This is a genomic window from Streptococcus ovis DSM 16829 (assembly GCF_000380125.1).
GTDB lineage: Bacteria > Bacillota > Bacilli > Lactobacillales > Streptococcaceae > Streptococcus > Streptococcus ovis.
In genome coordinates this window covers 146933-164542 of record NZ_KB904562.1, presented here as the reverse complement: position 1 = coordinate 164542, position 17610 = coordinate 146933, and the positions used below count along the sequence as shown (strand labels likewise).

Annotated in this window: 13 protein-coding genes; 3 read left to right on the top strand and 10 right to left on the bottom strand. The window is 40.4% G+C overall.

The window, feature by feature from the left end; translation table 11 throughout:
• Position 1: 1 nt before the first annotated feature.
• The 10 genes from A3I9_RS0100860 to A3I9_RS0100815 all read right to left on the bottom strand — a co-directional run bounded on the left by A3I9_RS0100860 (position 2) and on the right by A3I9_RS0100815 (position 15204).
• Positions 2-3475 (bottom strand): GBS Bsp-like repeat-containing protein, encoded by a 3474-nt coding sequence (locus A3I9_RS0100860; RefSeq protein WP_018377192.1) that lies wholly within the window; start codon positions 3473-3475, stop codon positions 2-4.
• Positions 3476-3557: 82 nt separating this feature from the next.
• Entirely contained in the window at positions 3558-4310 is a 753-nt protein-coding gene (gene tpiA, locus A3I9_RS0100855; protein WP_018377191.1) for a triose-phosphate isomerase, read from the bottom strand.
• A gap of 82 nt (positions 4311-4392) precedes the next feature.
• On the bottom strand, positions 4393-6621 hold the full coding sequence (locus A3I9_RS12950; RefSeq protein WP_018377190.1) for a GBS Bsp-like repeat-containing protein: 2229 nt from the start codon (positions 6619-6621) through the stop codon (positions 4393-4395).
• Positions 6622-6899: 278 nt separating this feature from the next.
• Positions 6900-8096, bottom strand: a complete 1197-nt coding sequence (gene tuf, locus A3I9_RS0100845; protein WP_018377189.1) for an elongation factor Tu — start codon at positions 8094-8096, stop codon at positions 6900-6902.
• A gap of 127 nt (positions 8097-8223) precedes the next feature.
• A complete protein-coding gene (locus tag A3I9_RS0100840; protein WP_018377188.1) occupies positions 8224-9309 on the bottom strand; it encodes an anti sigma factor C-terminal domain-containing protein in 1086 nt (361 codons plus the stop codon).
• Positions 9293-9793 carry an RNA polymerase sigma factor gene (locus tag A3I9_RS0100835; protein ID WP_018377187.1) on the bottom strand — a complete coding sequence of 167 codons (501 nt, stop codon included), beginning with the start codon at positions 9791-9793 and terminating at the stop codon, positions 9293-9295. The genes A3I9_RS0100840 and A3I9_RS0100835 overlap by 17 nt, the downstream gene beginning before the upstream one ends.
• Before the next feature lie 362 nt (positions 9794-10155).
• A complete protein-coding gene (ppc, locus tag A3I9_RS0100830) occupies positions 10156-12987 on the bottom strand; it encodes a phosphoenolpyruvate carboxylase (protein ID WP_018377186.1) in 2832 nt (943 codons plus the stop codon).
• A 25-nt stretch (positions 12988-13012) separates the two neighbouring features.
• The gene (ftsW, locus tag A3I9_RS0100825) at positions 13013-14224 is read right to left on the bottom strand and encodes a cell division peptidoglycan polymerase FtsW (protein ID WP_018377185.1); all 1212 of its coding nucleotides are present in this window, start codon (positions 14222-14224) and stop codon (positions 13013-13015) included.
• Positions 14225-14339: 115 nt separating this feature from the next.
• Positions 14340-14723: a DUF4430 domain-containing protein gene (locus tag A3I9_RS0100820; RefSeq protein ID WP_245538920.1), complete on the bottom strand. Its 384-nt coding sequence runs from the start codon at positions 14721-14723 to the stop codon at positions 14340-14342.
• Positions 14692-15204, bottom strand: coding sequence for a hypothetical protein (locus A3I9_RS0100815; protein WP_018377183.1), 513 nt, complete (start codon positions 15202-15204; stop codon positions 14692-14694). The genes A3I9_RS0100820 and A3I9_RS0100815 overlap by 32 nt, the downstream gene beginning before the upstream one ends.
• Positions 15205-15323: 119 nt before the next feature.
• Here A3I9_RS0100815 and A3I9_RS0100810 point away from each other — a divergent pair, with 119 nt between their 5' ends.
• The 3 genes from A3I9_RS0100810 (at position 15324) to A3I9_RS0100800 (ending at position 17581) form a co-directional block, all read left to right on the top strand.
• Positions 15324-16178, top strand: coding sequence for a glycoside hydrolase family 25 protein (locus tag A3I9_RS0100810; RefSeq protein ID WP_026217272.1), 855 nt, complete (start codon positions 15324-15326; stop codon positions 16176-16178).
• Between the two features lie 90 nt (positions 16179-16268).
• A complete protein-coding gene (locus A3I9_RS0100805; RefSeq protein WP_018377181.1) occupies positions 16269-17111 on the top strand; it encodes a DUF368 domain-containing protein in 843 nt (280 codons plus the stop codon).
• A complete protein-coding gene (locus A3I9_RS0100800; RefSeq protein ID WP_018377180.1) occupies positions 17108-17581 on the top strand; it encodes an aminoacyl-tRNA deacylase in 474 nt (157 codons plus the stop codon). Before A3I9_RS0100805 ends, A3I9_RS0100800 begins: the two co-directional genes overlap by 4 nt.
• The last annotated feature ends 29 nt before the right edge of the window (positions 17582-17610 follow it).

Below are 17610 nucleotides of genomic sequence, written 5' to 3'. Positions count from 1 at the left end.
TTTAATTCGTAAAACGACCTGTATAATCAATATTTAAGTCAAAATAAGAACGTCCTGAAAGCAATCTCGCCTTAGACGTGAATTGCCACGCTGCTGCACGCGCATGCAATGCCATTGAACGTGCTTGCTGCACCGACATACCGTTGACATATGGATACTGTGCTAACCAAAAGTTACTCATGCCAAATTGATCAGATTTAATCGGTCCGGCATAACCCAGCCCACTCTTATCAATCCAACTTGCACCAGTATAGTGAATAAGATTATGGTAGCCTAAACGCTTCATCTCATTTTCCCATTCTTTCATATTGGCGTTGATGTTCGCTCTCGTTTTCTGTTCTTCAATATCATTCACCATCACTGTATTTGTTGGTAAGCCAAGACGTTTCGCAGCTGCCACAAAATACTGTGCTTCTTCTTTAGCAGTCTTTGCATCCACAAAGTGAGAATAATGGTATACAGAAACTCGTAATCCAGCCGCACGAGCATTGCGAATTTGACCTTCTGCATATGGATTAAAATAAGAATTGCCTTCTGTTAATTTCACGACAACTCCAGCAACACCTTGATTGATTAGCTTCCGATAATCATCCACTGATAGGGCACCATTGTGGCTACTAATATCAATAAAGGAATTGCCAGATTTTTGTGTGTAGGATACACGAGCAGTTGTCGCAGCAATCCCATAGCGTTGTCCAGCACTTGTCACATACAGATGAGCATTGTATACGCCTGTTTCGTAAGCGTGATTCGCCAATCGCACTGTGATACGGAAGGTGCCATCTGTCTGTTTAGCAGCTTCATACCAAATCAAATCTCCTCGGCCATTGGCATCCGACCAAACTGGGACTTCCACTTTAGTGACTCCTGCTGGCGCAAAGATATCCGATACAACAACATCAAAGAGACCATAGGTGTTGTCTACATCACGGATTTCAATTTTAGCACTAGGAGTGTTACTTTGAATTGTCACCTGTGTTCTTGCTGATGTGACGCCTGTCTGACTTCCATCCTTGTACAAATAATACAAGTGTACTTGATAATATCCAGTCTCATACAGGTGGTCTTTTGCTGCAACGCTCACCTTATAGGTACCATCCGATTGACGTTTTGCTTCGTACCAGATAATATCATTTTGATTATTTTTTTCAGACCATATTGGGACTTTTACAGATGCAATTTCTTTTGGCGCAGAAATATTCGATACAATCACATCAAAGGTTCCTTGACTTGCATTTACATTTTGGAAGGAAATTGTACCATTTAATTTCTGTACTTTTGGTTGTTCTTGAGATTTATTTACCAAAGGAAGAGTTATTTGTTTAGCAGTGATCCCTGTCTGACTTCCATCTTGGTACTTATAATAGAGATGGACATTGTACACTCCAGTCTCGTTTTTATGATCTTTTTTGTGAATCGTCAGTTTGTAAGTACCGTTTGCTTGTTTTTTAGCCGTATACCAGATGATATCGTCCTGGTTTTTGTTTTCTGTCCAGACAGGAATCTTCACTTCTGAAATAGTCTTAGGTGCAACTATGTCCGAAACAATGACATCGAACGTCCCTGAAGAGGCATTCACATTGGTAATCTTCAATGTTCCTGTCAAGCGACTCGGGCTTGTCTTAGGCAGTTGGACTGTAGTGGCAGGTTTGCGAGTCGTGGTTACTGGCTTTTTCGTTGTGGTAATGGGTTTTGGCTGAGATTTCGGTTGAGTTAAATTCACCTTTGTTGAGCCAACCCCTTCCATGCCCCCATCCTGATAGCGATAATAGAGATGGGCATGATAGATTCCCATGCTATTTTTGTGGGAACTAGTTTGAACAGAAACCTTGAAAGTTCCATTTGATTGGCGCTTGGCAGTATACCAAATCAAATCATCTTGACCATTTACTTCAGACCAAACAGGAACCTTTATTTCAGAAATTGATTTTGCAGATTCTATATCTGAGATGAGGATATCAAAACCAGTGGGCTGCTGATTCACAGCAGAAATGGTGATTTTTCCTTTTGTTGCTACTGCTATCTTTTGAGCAGACGCAATTCCTTCTAATTTGCCATTTGTATATTGGTAATAAAGGTGCGCATGATACAATCCCTTGCCATTCTTATGATGATGAACCTGAACAGTCACTTTATAGGTGCCATCTGTTTGTTTGGTAGCCGTGTACCACTTCAAATCATCTTGGCCGTTTTCATCCGTCCAAACAGGAACCTTAACAGTTTGAATAGCATTTGAACTACCTACTTGAGAAATGATAATATCAAAACTTCCTGTTTGGGAATTAAACGCATTTATCACCAGTTTTCCTGTAGGAGCAGTAGATAGGCTTGTCTTTGTAGCAGTAATCCCTTCTGTCTTACCATTGGTATAGGCATAATAGAGATGGACATGGTAGACACCCGTTCCATTTTTATGATTCTTTTTAGAAATAGATACCTTGTAAGAACCATCAGACTGACGCGTTGCTACATACCATTTGAGGTCATCTTGGCCATTCTCTTCTGTCCAAACCGGAACTTTAACCGATTGAACAGCATACGGAGCTGCTACTGATTTCACGACAACATCGAATGTGCCGACGGTTTTATTGATATTCTCAATAGAAATATTGCCAGTAGTCGTGGTCAAACTAGTCGTTGTAGAAGCTACCCCCTGAACTTTACCTGCTGTATTTTCATAATAAAGGTGGATATGGTATAAACCTACCCCATTTTTATGGTCCTTCTTATGAACAGTTACTTTATATGTCCCATCAGACTGACGAGCTGCTGTATACCAGCGGATATCATCTTGACCATTTTCGTCTGTCCAAACCGGAACTTTAACCGTTTTTAGGCCTGTACTCAACGACACATTTGAGATGATCACGTCAAATGTTCCTGTTTTTACATTCTGGTTTTTAATTGTTATCCGCCCTTTGGCAATACTTGCAGACTCTGAAATGGCACGAATAGGCTCACTAGTGCTCTTGCTTGTCTGGGAAGTACTTGTTGATGGAGAAGTCGCTTGAGAGGTGACCGTCGTTGAAGAGACCACAGTTGATGAAGTGCTTTCTTCAGGGGACACACGCCATTCAAACTGATAATCTGTGACTTCATAGACAGTTCCATCTACTGCTTCTGCCTTTACCGATACAAAAATCCGTTCAGAAGCAATTGCTTCACGCTGTATAAAGGCTTGAAAATGTCCTGCCTCATCTCTTTCAAAGGCAACCTCTTTGGCATCACTTTTGTCTTCTCTTGACCAAAAGGTTGCGACTGCTTTTTGAAATACTATTTTTTCTTCAGATAAAAGAAGAACAGCCTTCTTCTCTTTCATAGAAACGGATAATTTCTCCTCTGTTTCAGAGGAAGACTGCTGCTCTTGACGGATAATCGCTTTCGGCTGTGCAACAATTTCATCTGCTCCAACCACTTGCCCTCCCAGTACAAGGGCTGACAAACAGGTAAAGTACATGATTTTCTTAAATTTCAATACATACTCCTTTTTTATTGTCAAAAGACTTCTAGCTTTGCAGTTAGAAGTCCTTTGATGTTTTTGATAATAAACGTAATGGTTAGAAGTTCAACAATGCTAAGAAGCTAGCTGGTTCAAGTGACGCACCACCAACAAGCGCTCCATCAACATCTGGACAAGCCATGTATTCTGCAACATTTTCAGGTTTTACAGAACCACCATATTGCACACGCACTTTGTCCGCCACTTCTTGACCAAAGTCAGCTGCAACAACATCACGAACAGCTTTACACATGTTTTGTGCATCTTCTGAAGTAGCTGATTTACCAGTACCGATTGCCCAGATTGGTTCATAGGCAATTACAAGTGATGCGACTTGCTCAGCAGACAAGTCTTTCAAGGCTGCAGAAACTTGTGCACCTACAAACTCAACTGCCTTACCAGCTTCGTAAGTTTCAAGTGACTCACCACAACAGATGATTGGTGTCATACCATTTTTGAAAATAGCATGCGCTTTTTTGTTGATATCTTCGTCTGTTTCATGGAAGTAATCACGACGTTCTGAGTGACCAATGATGACATAGTCCACTTCCAAAGCCGCAAGAGTTGCAGGGCTGTTTTCACCAGTGTAAGCACCGAAATCTTCAAAGTAGCAGTTTTGTGCAGCAACTTTCAAGTCAGTTCCTTTCACACCTTTTTTCATTCCTTCGATGAAAAGAGCTGGAGAACCAATAACAGTTTCAACAACATCTGATGAAGGAATTTGATCTTTAACAGCTGTAACAAATTCGCGTGCTTCAGCCGCAGTTTTGTTCATTTTCCAGTTTCCGGCAATAATTGGTTTACGTGACATTTCACATACCTCTTCTTATTTTATTTTACAAACATTATTGTAGCATATTTCTAAAAAATATTAAAGGCTCATCTAAGCAAATTTAATAGCCACCCCCTGGAATACCAAAATACTCTTCCAAGGTCCGACCAGATTTATAAATATCTTCAGCCTCTTTCCCAATATAGCGAATATGCCAAGATTCATACATATAACCAGTAATGGATTCCTTTCCTTGATGGTATCGTAAGACAAACCCATAGCGATGCATATTGGAGTGTAACCAATTGACTGCTCCTGAAGTCAATAATCCACCTTGAGAATTCAGAATATCAAAAGCTAAGCCTGTCTGGTGCTCACTGTAACCTGGTCGAGCTGAAACCCTATCTGCCTCTGCCTGTCCATACGAAGCTACATAATTTTGATAGAGTTGTGCTTGATAAGCATATGATCGAAATCCACTATAAGCACTACTGATTGGTAACCCTTGAGCCTGCATATCTGCAATCATTTTTCTTACCTGAACACCAGCTATCCTGTTTTCTCCCGGATTATAATTGGGATTGACAGGATGTTTTTTATTCACAATAATAATCGGTCCATACTTTCCTTGCACGGTATAATAGTTCCCATTGTACTGCGGCCCCTTAAACTGAATCTTTGTGGTTGTCGCCCCAAGACCAGAACGGACGCTATCTTTAGTGGTTACATAGGCATGAACATGGTATTTGCCAGATTGATAACCATGATCAGCAATTTTAACAGTTACTCTGTAACGACCATCTGCCTGCCGACTGGCCAAATACCAACTCAAATCATCTTTTCCTCTTGCATCAGACCATACAGGTACTTCAACTTTTGAAATTCCTGCCGGAACAAACAAATCAGAGATGACAACATCAAAGCTACCTCTATGTTCGTCTCTATTCTCGATACTCAGTTTTCCCTCAGGCGTCTTCTGCTTGATATCCACCAACTGCTTTGCTGATGTTACAAACACCTGACTGCCATCTGTGAATTGATAGTAAAGATGTATAAAATAATGGCCTTTGCTGTATTGATGATTCCTTGCTCGAACTGATACCACGTATCTTCCATCTGCCATCTTTTTGGCAGGATACCATACAATATCATCTTGCCCATTCACTTCAGACCAGACAGGTACCATGATGGCCTTCAATTCACGAGGGGCAGTTACTCCCGTGATAACAATTTCAAAATCTCCCTTTGCATCATTGTAGTCTTGCACTTGGAGCTGACCAGTGCTAATTGGTTCCCTCATCTGTGCCTGAAACGCTTTTACACCAACAGTTTGATTTTTATCCAAAGTATAATACAAATGGAATTGGTAGTTCCCGTATGAGAATTTATGCTGTTTAGCGAGGACAGTCAATTGGTACACTCCACTTGCTTGTGGATTTAAGTTATACCAATGCAGATCGTCCTGTCCACCAACTTCAGACCAAACCGCTACTTTTACCATAGAAATTGCTTCAGAACTACGGACTTTATCAATTCCAATCGTCAGCTCTCCTGGTTTATCCGATATCAAATTTATTTCTCCTCCGATAGTCACTGGGGGTTCAACTGGAGGACTTGGTAATTGAGTCGATGACGGTTTTCCCAAGGCATAAAAAGCCACTCCCTCTTGGCGCCAACCTCGTGTTCCAAGGACCTTATACTCATTGTTATCTTTTGTATATAGATGCCTCTTTAGTCCTGAGTGGTAGAGTCGATAAACGGGAACATCACCGAATGAATGGAAAGCTTTCCCCTCTTGACGCCAGCCTCGTGTTCCTAAAACACGATATTCATACGCATCCTTCGTATAAAAATGGACCTTCAAACCAGAATGATAGAGTCGGTACACTGGTTCCCCTTTATCAGGAGACGTATTCCAAGCAACGCCTTCTTGTTTCCAGCCCCGCGTTCCAAGAGTACTGTATTCATTTTTATCCATCGTATAAAGATGGACCTTCAAACCAGAATGATAAAGGCGGTAAAGTGCATTTCCCGAAAGATTTGCATCTTTCTCTCCATTACTAGCAGTGGTTATAGATACCTTTTCAGAACTTGTTGACTTCTCACTAGTGGTCGGTGGTTCCTTCGTAGTAGGATCAGTCGGTATACTGCTAGTTTCTGACGACGAAGGAGTAGATATCGTGCTAGAAGGCTCCTCCACACTTGTAGAAACATTTACAGCACTTGTTCCCGTTGAAGGACTAGTCGACACTGTTGTCATATTTTCTTCTGCCATGACAAAAATCGCAGAGTCTAAACAAAATAGTATAAAACCTGCCATTAACAGTCCCACACTAAAAAACTTTTTCATCGTATTTTACCTCCTCTTTCTTTTTATTATAACGCAAATCATATGAAAATGGTTACATAAAATAGATTGCTTTCCATTTTTCTTCCTCTTTTCCCTTCTCTTCACACCAATTGATCAGCTAGTAAACAAAAAAGAGAAGAAAACATCCCCTTCTCTCATAATAAACTAGCTTACAGCTACAACAAGTGATAAAAACATAAAAATCCACTACCATAAAGGCAGTGGATTGCAATTTAAAGTTGTCTGACTTAAATTGTTAGTTTGGGAACGTAATCGAATTAAGCTTCGATTTCAGTAACCATACCTGAACCAACAGTACGTCCACCTTCACGGATAGAGAAAGTAGTACCTTGTTCAACGGCGATTGGGTGGATCAATTCAACGTCGATAGTTACGTTATCACCAGGCATTACCATTTCAGTACCTTCTGGCAATTTGATTGAACCAGTTACGTCAGTTGTACGGAAGTAGAACTGTGGACGGTAGTTGTCGAAGAATGGAGTGTGACGTCCCCCTTCTTCTTTAGTAAGGATGTAAACTTCACCTTTGAATTTAGTGTGTGGGTTGATTGAACCTGGTTTCGCAATAACTTGACCACGTTCGATTTCATCACGTTGAACACCACGGAGAAGGATACCTACGTTGTCTCCTGCAAGACCTTCATCCAATTGTTTACGGAACATTTCAACACCAGTAACAACTGCTTTTTTCTTCTCGTCTTTGATACCAACGATTTCGATTTCGTCGTTGACTTTAACAGTACCACGGTCGATACGTCCTGAAGCAACTGTACCACGACCAGTGATTGAGAATACGTCTTCGACTGGAAGCAACAATGGTTTGTCAGTGTCACGTTCTGGTTCTGGAATGTACTCATCAACAGTGTTCATCAAGTCCATGATGATGTCTTCAAATGCTGAATCACCTTCAAGAGCTTTAAGAGCTGAACCTTGGATAACTGGAAGATCATCACCTGGGAAGTCGTATTCGCTCAAGAGGTCACGGATTTCCATTTCAACCAATTCAAGCAATTCTTCATCGTCAACCAAGTCAACTTTGTTCATGAAGACGATCAAGTGTTTAACACCAACTTGGCGTGAAAGCAAGATGTGCTCACGAGTTTGTGGCATTGGACCATCAGTTGAAGCAACTACAAGGATCGCACCGTCCATTTGGGCAGCACCAGTGATCATGTTTTTAACGTAGTCCGCGTGTCCTGGGGCGTCGATGTGCGCATAGTGACGTTTTTCAGTTTCGTACTCAACGTGCGCAGTGTTGATAGTGATACCGCGTTCGCGTTCTTCTGGAGCAGCATCGATAGACGCATAGTCTTTTGGTTGGTTAACTGCTGAAGGCAAGCGACGTGCCAATACAGTTGTGATAGCTGCTGTCAAAGTAGTTTTACCGTGGTCAACGTGTCCAATTGTACCAATGTTAACGTGTGGTTTACTACGATCGTATTTTTCTTTTGCCATTTTAGGAAAAGCCTCCAATAAAATATATTTTATAGATAGACAGTAGGCAATACGGTCTAACTTTACCTTACTATTCTATCAAATTATCGCAGAAATGCAAGTGTTTTGTGTCTTTTCCTTTAGAACTTTACTTTTCCAGATGGTGATAAGGCTGAATTTCGACACTTTGACCAATATTTGAAGCATAAATCCAGTCAGCATTTTCTAGTTGTTTGAAGTTTTCAGCACGACCTGTCAAGATGACACCAGCGAATTTGGCTGTTTGAGGGTCAGGGTTGGCTTCTAAATAATCTTTTAAAAACTGATCTGTTGAATATTCCTGTCCATCCTCATCTGTTGTTGATACAAATCCATATCCTGCTTTCAAGTAATCTTGCACATTCTCTTGAAAAATACTATAGCTGTTTTCCATACCTTTTAAAGGAGTTAGTTGAGTTTTCTTTTCATATTTATCATAAATAGCTGATATATCAGCATCTTTATCCTTTTTCATTGCCTCATCAATTTCTTTTTCAAGAGCTTTTTGTTCTTCAGCATTCAACCCTGCATCAAAGTAAGGCGTAAAACCAAATTGAGTATCTGGACCTCCGGAAGGTTCAAAAACGTTGTATTGCCCAATCCAAATCCAGTTTAATTTAAGATTTTCTGGGATTTTTTTCTCAATTTCGGCCAATGTATAAGGTTTATCAAATGTAATGGCTACTTCCACTGCTTTGTTTGTCATTTCTGGAACCAAGGTTAAATCTTGAGTAACTTTGATATACTCCGTATTTTTGGAGGTTGTATTGTAGAATATTGGAAGTTTATATTGATTGCCATAAGTGTACTGGGAATGCCCATCATCTGCTGTTTTCGGACGCTCATCTTGATTAAAACTATCCTTTAAAAGGATAGAGTAACTACCAGTATATTTTTCAAATGGAACCATAATCCCATCAATATCTTTCACACGATTGGAATAAAAATTGCCTGAAAAATGTGACGTCGCATTATACCCCCAAGATATGTAATCAATATTAGGATAAGCAATTTCCGATAGTTTCGTGTAATGACTCATAACTTTTTCAGCATTATGGCTAGCTACTTTTTCTAAAGAATAATAAATCCCTCCTGCTACAGTAAGTGCAACTATTGAACTAATTGCAACCAATTTTAATCCATTTTTCCTCTTACTTTTCTTTGCAATTTTTTCAAAATCATTTGAAGTCTTCATAAGTGTATCCTTCTTTCGTTAATCTATCTTGGACTTGTTTACGGCCCCGCATCAAGTCCACCTTTACTTTGCTGAGTGAACTGTGAAGAATCTGAGAAATTTCTTTGATGCTCATCCCTTGGAAATAAAATAAATCAAGGACGAGGCGGTATTGGTCTTTCAAGCCATTGACAGCCTCATAGAGCGGTTCATAGTCTGGTTGTTCAAAGGCAATCGTCTGTTCTTTGTTAAAGAACTCCTGTTGGACGATTTCCAAGTACTTGCTGTCCCGACGATAAAGGTCAATATACCGTCTGACTGCTGTCCGATACATCCAGGCTCGAATTTTCTCACGGGGAAGGATTAATTCACTTTCCAGCATTTTCACCAGAACATCTTGCGTCACATCATGACTATTTTCTGGACTGGCGCCAGCTTTTCGCAGATAATAGACAATTTCTTGCGCAATCTGTACTAGTTCTTTTTCATACGGATCAAGTCTCATCTCTCCCTCCCTTCTTTCACTATTATAACGAATGAAGGATACAAAAGGTTACACAAAAAGAAAAAAGTTTAGGCAAAAACCTAAACTTTTAGTTTGGAGAAAAAATTTTTCGATACTTTCCTCAAGTGATGTCGGACGTCAGCAACTTCCTACGGAATTTCATGACTAATCGCTGAGCCCGAAATCTCAGCGATTCCGAGTGTCAGAAATAGCTAAAACTCAGTATTTCTGACACGTTCATCACGGCGGAAGTATCCCTCTCTTGTTCGCTATCGCTCGCAACAATAGGAAGATGATTGAATTTGCAGAGCTTCTATAGCTATTTTAATTGAGCCAATAGAGTCTATTTATAATCTAAAAATTTAACCTGAATTTCGAAGTCCTGTTGCAATTCCGTTGATGGTGATGTGAATGAGGCTTTCTTGTTCTGTACTCAGTTCACCACGACGAAGACGATTGATTAGTTCAATTTGGATATAGTTCAATACATTGAAGTATGGAAGCCGATAATTCAAACTCGCTTTCAAGGTTGGTAATTCTGCCAGCAAACTCTCTTGTTGCTCAATTTGCAAGATAATATTTTTGGTCAACTGCCACTCATCCAAAATCGCATAAAAGACCTCGCGCACCTTTTCGTCCTGACACATTTTCGCATATTCAAAGGCAATGTTCATGTTTGATTTAGATAAGACCATGTCCACATTTGATAAGAGCGATCGGAAGAATGGCCAGCTTTCATACATTTTTTGTAAGAGTTTGAGATTCCCATCTGCTTTGTCAATAAAGCGTTTGAAACTTGAACCAACTCCGTACCAACCTGGCAGCATGATGCGGTTTTGTGACCAAGAGAAGACCCATGGAATGGCACGAAGACCTGAAATATCTGTAATGGTCTTCCGAGCCGCTGGTCGAGAACCTATATTGAGACTAGACACCTCTCGAATTGGGCTGGCCGCAAAGAAGTAATCGTAGAAATTGGGATTACGGAAAACTAAGTCGCGATAAATATCATAACTATCTGCAACGATATCATCCATCACTTCACGGTAGCCAACAATTTCATTTGGATCTGCAATCATCTGTGTCACCATCCGGTCAATGGTTGCAGATACCAACATTTCTAGATTATAGTAGGCGGTGTCCTTGTTCCCGTATTTATTGCCAATCACTTCCCCTTGCTCGGTCAAACGAATACGGTCTTTGATAGAACCAAATGGTTGAGAGGTAATAGCATCATAAGACGGACCACCACCACGGCCAACCGTTCCACCACGGCCATGGAAGAAGGTGATTTTCACGCCATGTTTGTCCCCAATCTTCGTCAATTCATTTTGAGCTTTGTAGAGGGTCCAACCAGATGATAGATAGCCTCCGTCCTTGTTTGAATCAGAATAGCCTAACATGATTTCTTGGTAACCATTTTTAGAAGCAATCCACTTTTGAACAACGTCATACTCAAGGTACTGGGTCATGATGGCCCGTGAATTATCCAAGTCCTCAATGGTTTCAAAGAGAGGAACAATTTGCACACGCGCCTGCTCTGTATCAATCAAGCCCACTTCTTTCAGCATGATGGCCAACTCAAACATATCCGACACACTTTCCGTATGGGAAATGATATGTTGTTTGATGACCTCGTCGCCAAGTTTGTCTTTCAACTCACGCGCTGTTTGGTAAATGGCTAATTCTTTTTGAAGTAGTTCTGATTTTTCAGCATGGGTGGAAGAAAGCGTACGTGGATCTTCTTCTAATTCTTTTAAGAGAACACGACATTTTTCTTCTTCTGACAAAGCAGAATAATCGTCCACAATATGAGCTGATTTGAGTAATTCAGCTACACATGCCTCCTGCACGCTAGAATCTTGACGTAAATCGATGCTGGCTAGGTAGAAACCGAAGATATCAACAGCTTGCAATAATTCGCTAAATTCACCCGTCAGTAGAGCGTCGTCCCCATTGTCCAATAAGGATTTTTCAATGATTTGTAAATCCGCTTTAAATTCTTGGGCCGTTTTGTAGCTTGGCATTTGGCTATTTTGCAATTCTGAATGGACAGCTTCCATCCGATGTTGCAAGAACTTAGCAACAACTGTTGCATTATTGCCACTGGTATTAATGTCTGTAAAATTCCCCTGCTCCTCTGTCTGTTCAATGAGGGATGGACGGATATAGTGTCCACCTAAATCGATGAGGGTTTGAACCAGCTTCGATTGGATATAATTAAAGGCTTTCCGATAGGGCTCGTTTTCACGATAGACCGATTGGTCTCCAGACAAGTGCGCCAACTCTTCTACTTCTGGGCTAATGCCCGTCAAGGTTGTAGAGAGTGAGAAGGTCCGATAGAGCTCAGTTACCTGTTCAATATAGTAATTCAGAATGACTTCACTCTGAATCGTCGCTGCCAATCGCAGAGTTTCTGCAGTGACATAGGGATTCCCATCGCGGTCGCCACCAATCCACATCCCCATGGTGATCGGAGTTGGATTGTTCAGGGTTAAACCATGAGCTGTTGCTAATGTACGATACTCTGTTGTTAATTTGGTCACTGCTTGAATCAGAGAAGAATTATAATACTCCATGACATTCGTGATTTCATTTTTGACCTTGAGTTTTTTCTCACGGATGATATCCGTCTGCATGATGATTTCAATATAGCGACGTAAATCCGACTGCCATTTCTCACGATTGACAACACCGGCACGAACATCACGGTATTTCCGTAGTAGATCATGAATTCTATTCGTTAACTCTAAGACAGTTTTGCGCTGTACCTGCGTTGGGTGTGCCGTAAGAACTGGCACGACATTCAGATGTTCCAGTATATCAACCGCATCGCTTCGTTCCGATACCAAACTCAAAGTTGTCGACAATTTACCAAGATAGGATTCATCTGCATTGTTTTTATAATTGATTTCGAAAGCCAAATCCACATCTTCTGAAATATTGATTAACAAAGGGAGAACTGTAAAATAGCGAGAAATCACTGCCAACTCATCATTGGAAAGTTGGCTAATAATCTGTAATAAATCTTGATAATGATCCTGTGTTGATAAAGCTGCCAAGGCCATCATTTTATCAAAGGTTTCCTCAGGAATCATCCGACGTGCCACATCTTGCAGCGTATTTGTTAGAATGGCAATTTCTTCTGAAATTGTTTCTTTGTTACTGTAATTTTCTAATTTTTGATTCGACATGACTGTTCCTCATTTTTTAAGGCTTTTAGGCAATAGTTTGCTCAATTTCTTCTACCAATAATTGACGCTTCTCATGGGCATCAATATTGAGCACAAAGGCAATTCCAATCGAAATAATTAGGAGACTATTTCCACCCTGTGAAAGAAATGGAAAGGTTACTCCAGTCGCTGGAATCAATCCTGAGATTCCACCAATATTGACAAAGGTCTGTACCAGTAACATACCAGCTACGCCCAAAGCCATCATTGAATTAAAAGGATTTCTAGCACGAATTCCAACGACAATAATTCTCAAAATCAAGAAAAATAATAAGGCTAGAATCAGACTGGCACCAATAAAACCTAATTCTTCAATGACAATCGAAAAAGCAAAGTCTGTGTGCGCCTCTGGAAGATAGCCATTTTTTTGAATAGAATTCCCTAATCCTAATCCAAACCAACCACCATTACTCATGGCATAGTATGAATTAGCCAACTGGTGTCCTGCGTCGGTTAAGTCTTCAAATGGATTAAAGAAAGCCGCAAAACGCTTTGCAATATATCCAAACAAAGGGATTTTCGCTACAACATCAACACCAATCAAACGAATGGAACCTAGCACAACGGTTCCTACCGAAACAATTGCTAGTAGCATGCTTGAAAACCAACGATAGCCGATTCCGCTAACTGCCACCATAATCACGATAATCAATGCAACAATTGTTGCATTTCCCAAATCCGGCAAACTCGCTACTAAGCCCAGAAAAAGCAAACTAACCAGTCGCCAGTCATTTATCCGATGCGGTCGCCAACTTCCTTTTGTTAAAGCTTGATAGTCATAGGTTCGAACATCTTGTTGAATTTGTGAAAATTTATAGGCCAAAAACCAGACAACTATGAGTTTCAAGTACTCTGCAGGTTGCAATCCAATCGGTCCCAAACGAATCCAGCCATAAGCTCCATTGACAGGTTCAAAGAAACGAGAAATCGCTAATAGGAAGATTTCACCTAGAATAACCAATGTCATCACAGAGCGTGTTCGTAAAAAACTCAGCTTCATCCGATATACAATTAAAATAACCAGCAAACTGATGAGCCAAAATTCCGCTTGGTTCACGACTAATCGAAAAGGGTTTCCCCCATTTTGAATTTGTAAGGCACTAGTCGTTGAATACACCACAATCAAACCGATAACCGATAGAAGCAGATAGGGAATTAGAATGGAATAATTCAAAAAATGCCGTTTGTCAATTTTCATTTAAACTCCTAAATTCTAGTGTTTTAGAATATCTTAGTCATTATACCATAATTTCCTTATTTCAGTGGAGAATTTTCTTATGCAACCCCAGCAAAAAAGAGCGGACTCCCACTCCTTAGTCAAATGTTTCTAAGTAAAATGTCACCGTGTCTCCATCAGATAGTGTCATTTCTTCTGCTCCTTTTGGAGCCAATTCGTCATTGACATCATACATCCAATACGTATTCTCGGCTGCATTTTGGCTAACACCATCTATGGCGGTCACCATCCCTTCCTCTTCCTCAATATCATGAGCTTCTTCCAAAACGTCCATGACACTGTCATCTTTTTCAAAGGTTACCTCTTTGGTATCTGTCTTGCCCTCAAACTTGACGGTCAATGTTGCCTTCATTGTTTCTTCTGTCTGAGGTGCGGCCGGTTTGGCATTGCTTTGGCAAGCTCCCAGCAAGATCAAAGCAGATAGAGTGCTAACTCCTAAAATTAGTTTTTGCTTCATCATAAAATCTCCTTATTATTTGTAATATGACTGGATAAAATAACAGAGTGGATACTGCGTGCAAGCCATCAAAAATCAACCCATTTAACCAATATAAAATGTTATTCGTTCCAAACTGAATCGCAATTGGAATACTAATGATAAAACCATAGGAAAATGCAACCAGACCAGCCAGGATACTTTCCCACCAAATTGCCTGTGGTAATCGTCTCGTAATGGGCAGGATAACAAAACGCCAACAACACATCAAAACCGTAAAACTGACAATCTGCCACACGACAACCAGACTAAACCCAAAAATAAGACTACTTCCCAGCATCGTCAGTAGCATCACAAGGAGTGCAGAACCAAGCTCCATATAGGACAGACTAACAAGAAAAAAGGCAGTGATGGGCTTTATATTTGGAAAGGGAGCAAACCCCCACCTGAGCACAATGCACAGGGCTGCCAACATGGCAATATGGCTCATTTTTTTTGCTAGCATCTGTACTCCATTCTAAAAAATCCTATTATTACTCTAACGGATTCTATTTTTTCTGTCAAGAGTACTAAATGCATTCAATTTTTTTGATTTTTTTCGGCTTTTACGCTAAAATAGTGGGGATGAGAAAGAAAATAAAACCTGTGGTTGTCCTGATTTTTTTCATCTCGTTTATCGGACTCATTCTCTTCTCAAGAGCACTGGCTCAAGAAACGAGTAAAAAAGCCAACACAACCACCAACACTACAACGACTTCTGTTTCCACTACGGAGTCCACTACGACGACTTCTAGTTCAGAACCGATCACCAATTCTTTAGAAATGAAGCCGATTATCGATTTATCAGGTTGGCAGCTGCCTTCAGATATTAACTACGATACCTTATCAGAAAATATTTCTGGCGCTATTGTCCGCGTTCAAAGTGGCTCGCACACTAAGAAGGAAAATAACGCTTCTGATGCAAAGGGAATTGATAAATCGTATAAGACGCACATCAAAGAGTTTCAATCTCGAGGAATTCCCGTAGCCGTCTATGCCTATGTGACCGGCAACAGCATTGAATCAATGGAAAAAGAGGCCGAATCCTTTTACAAGGCCTCTTACAAGTACAAACCGACCTTTTATTGGCTTGACGTTGAAGAAAAGACAATGGAAGATATGAATGCTGGGGTTGAAGCCTTCCGTCAAAAACTGGAAAGTTTGGGGGCACAGAACATTGGTATTTACATTGGGACCTACTTCATGGAAGAACACAGTATTTCTACTGAGAATTTTGACTCCGTGTGGATTCCAACTTACGGTACAGATTCTGGCTATTACAATGCAGCACCAAATACAGACTTAGATTACGACTTACATCAATACACTTCTCAAGGTCATCTGAATGGTTTTAGCCATGCACTGGACTTAAATATTATTACGACACTTAAGGAACCGAATGAAATTTATCAAAAACTCTTTACAGTTCCTGCTGAATAAGCTCAACCCCAATAAACCCTCACATATTGAGGGTTTTTCTTCTGCCTAAAAAATGGTATAATGAGACCACTACTATCTTTGGAGGTTTTTATGACATCTTGGATTTCAAGAATTATTAAAGGGATGATTATTGCCTTAGGTTTCATCCTACCTGGCGTATCTGGTGGTGTTTTGGCTGCTATTTTAGGAATTTACGAACGCATCATTCGATTCCTTGCCCACATACGTGAAAATTTTGTAGAAAATGTCCTCTTTTTTATCCCCGTTGGAATTGGTGGTATTTTAGGAATTGCTCTCTTTTCTTTCCCGGTAGAATTTTTATTGGAACACTTCCAAGTACCCGTTTTATGGGGATTTGCAGGAGCGATTATTGGAACAATTCCTAGCCTCTTGAAAGAATCTACTCAAAAATCATCTCGTGATCAAGCTGATTGGATTTGGTTGATAGCAACCTTTATACTGTCTGGTCTCCTACTCTATTTCTTGAACGACCTTGTCGGCACAATTCCAGCAGGATTTGCAGGATTTGTATTGGCTGGTGCCTTGATTGCCCTTGGTATCCTTGTCCCTGGTCTGAGTCCTTCCAACCTCTTGCTCATTTTAGGTCTCTATTCGCCTATGCTCAAGGGATTTAAATCACTCGATTTGACAGGAACCTTCCTTCCAATTGCTATCGGTGGCTTGCTTGCAGTTCTAGCATTTTCAAAAGCTATGGATTATGCTTTACAACATTACCATTCACGGGTTTACCATTTCATCATCGGGATTGTCCTATCTAGTACCATTCTGATTCTTTTACCAAATCCTAGTAGCGAAGAAGCCATCTCTTATGCTGGGGCAGGACTGGGTACATGGGTTATGGCCCTTCTACTCTTTGTTCTTTGTACTTGGTTAGGTCTTTGGATGAGCAAACTTGAGGAAAAATACAAATGAGTAAAAAAACTAAACTCAAAAAAAACTTAGTAGACCAAATCTTAGACAAGGCAAAGATTGCACACGATAGTTTAGCTATCAATGCCTTAGAAGGCAACTTACCAGAAAATATTGAACGGTCTGATATCTTTAAAACACTTGCTCTTTCAGGAGATAAGACGGGGCCAATCATTGGCATTCTCCCCATTACAGAACACTTATCTGAAAAAAAATTAGCACAGATTTCTGGCAATAAAAAAGTTAGCATGATTCCACAAAAGGATTTGGAAAAGACGACTGGTTACATTCACGGTGCCAATAATCCTGTCGGTATCCGCCAAAAACACAACTTTCCAATTTACATTGACCAATCAGCTTTAGAAAAAGGGCAAATAATTGTCTCAGCTGGGGAAGTCGGGCGCTCTATTCGTATAGATAGTCAGCTTCTTGCTGACTTCGTGCAGGCAGAATTTGCAGACTTATGCCAATAAAAAAGACAGGCCAGTCCTGTCTTTTTTAT

What these genes read in the sequence shown, in the direction of transcription:
- A3I9_RS0100840 (WP_018377188.1), bottom strand. Translation starts at nt 9,309, where the DNA reads ATGAAGACTTCAAATGATTTTGAAAAAATTGCAAAGAAAAGTAAGAGG.
- A3I9_RS0100805 (WP_018377181.1), top strand. Translation starts at nt 16,269, where the DNA reads ATGACATCTTGGATTTCAAGAATTATTAAAGGGATGATTATTGCCTTA.
- A3I9_RS0100815 (WP_018377183.1), bottom strand. Translation starts at nt 15,204, where the DNA reads ATGCTAGCAAAAAAAATGAGCCATATTGCCATGTTGGCAGCCCTGTGC.
- A3I9_RS0100820 (WP_245538920.1), bottom strand. Translation starts at nt 14,723, where the DNA reads ATGATGAAGCAAAAACTAATTTTAGGAGTTAGCACTCTATCTGCTTTG.
- A3I9_RS12950 (WP_018377190.1), bottom strand. Translation starts at nt 6,621, where the DNA reads ATGAAAAAGTTTTTTAGTGTGGGACTGTTAATGGCAGGTTTTATACTA.
- A3I9_RS0100800 (WP_018377180.1), top strand. Translation starts at nt 17,108, where the DNA reads ATGAGTAAAAAAACTAAACTCAAAAAAAACTTAGTAGACCAAATCTTA.
- A3I9_RS0100835 (WP_018377187.1), bottom strand. Translation starts at nt 9,793, where the DNA reads ATGAGACTTGATCCGTATGAAAAAGAACTAGTACAGATTGCGCAAGAA.
- ftsW (WP_018377185.1), bottom strand. Translation starts at nt 14,224, where the DNA reads ATGAAAATTGACAAACGGCATTTTTTGAATTATTCCATTCTAATTCCC.
- tuf (WP_018377189.1), bottom strand. Translation starts at nt 8,096, where the DNA reads ATGGCAAAAGAAAAATACGATCGTAGTAAACCACACGTTAACATTGGT.
- A3I9_RS0100810 (WP_026217272.1), top strand. Translation starts at nt 15,324, where the DNA reads ATGAGAAAGAAAATAAAACCTGTGGTTGTCCTGATTTTTTTCATCTCG.
- tpiA (WP_018377191.1), bottom strand. Translation starts at nt 4,310, where the DNA reads ATGTCACGTAAACCAATTATTGCCGGAAACTGGAAAATGAACAAAACT.
- ppc (WP_018377186.1), bottom strand. Translation starts at nt 12,987, where the DNA reads ATGTCGAATCAAAAATTAGAAAATTACAGTAACAAAGAAACAATTTCA.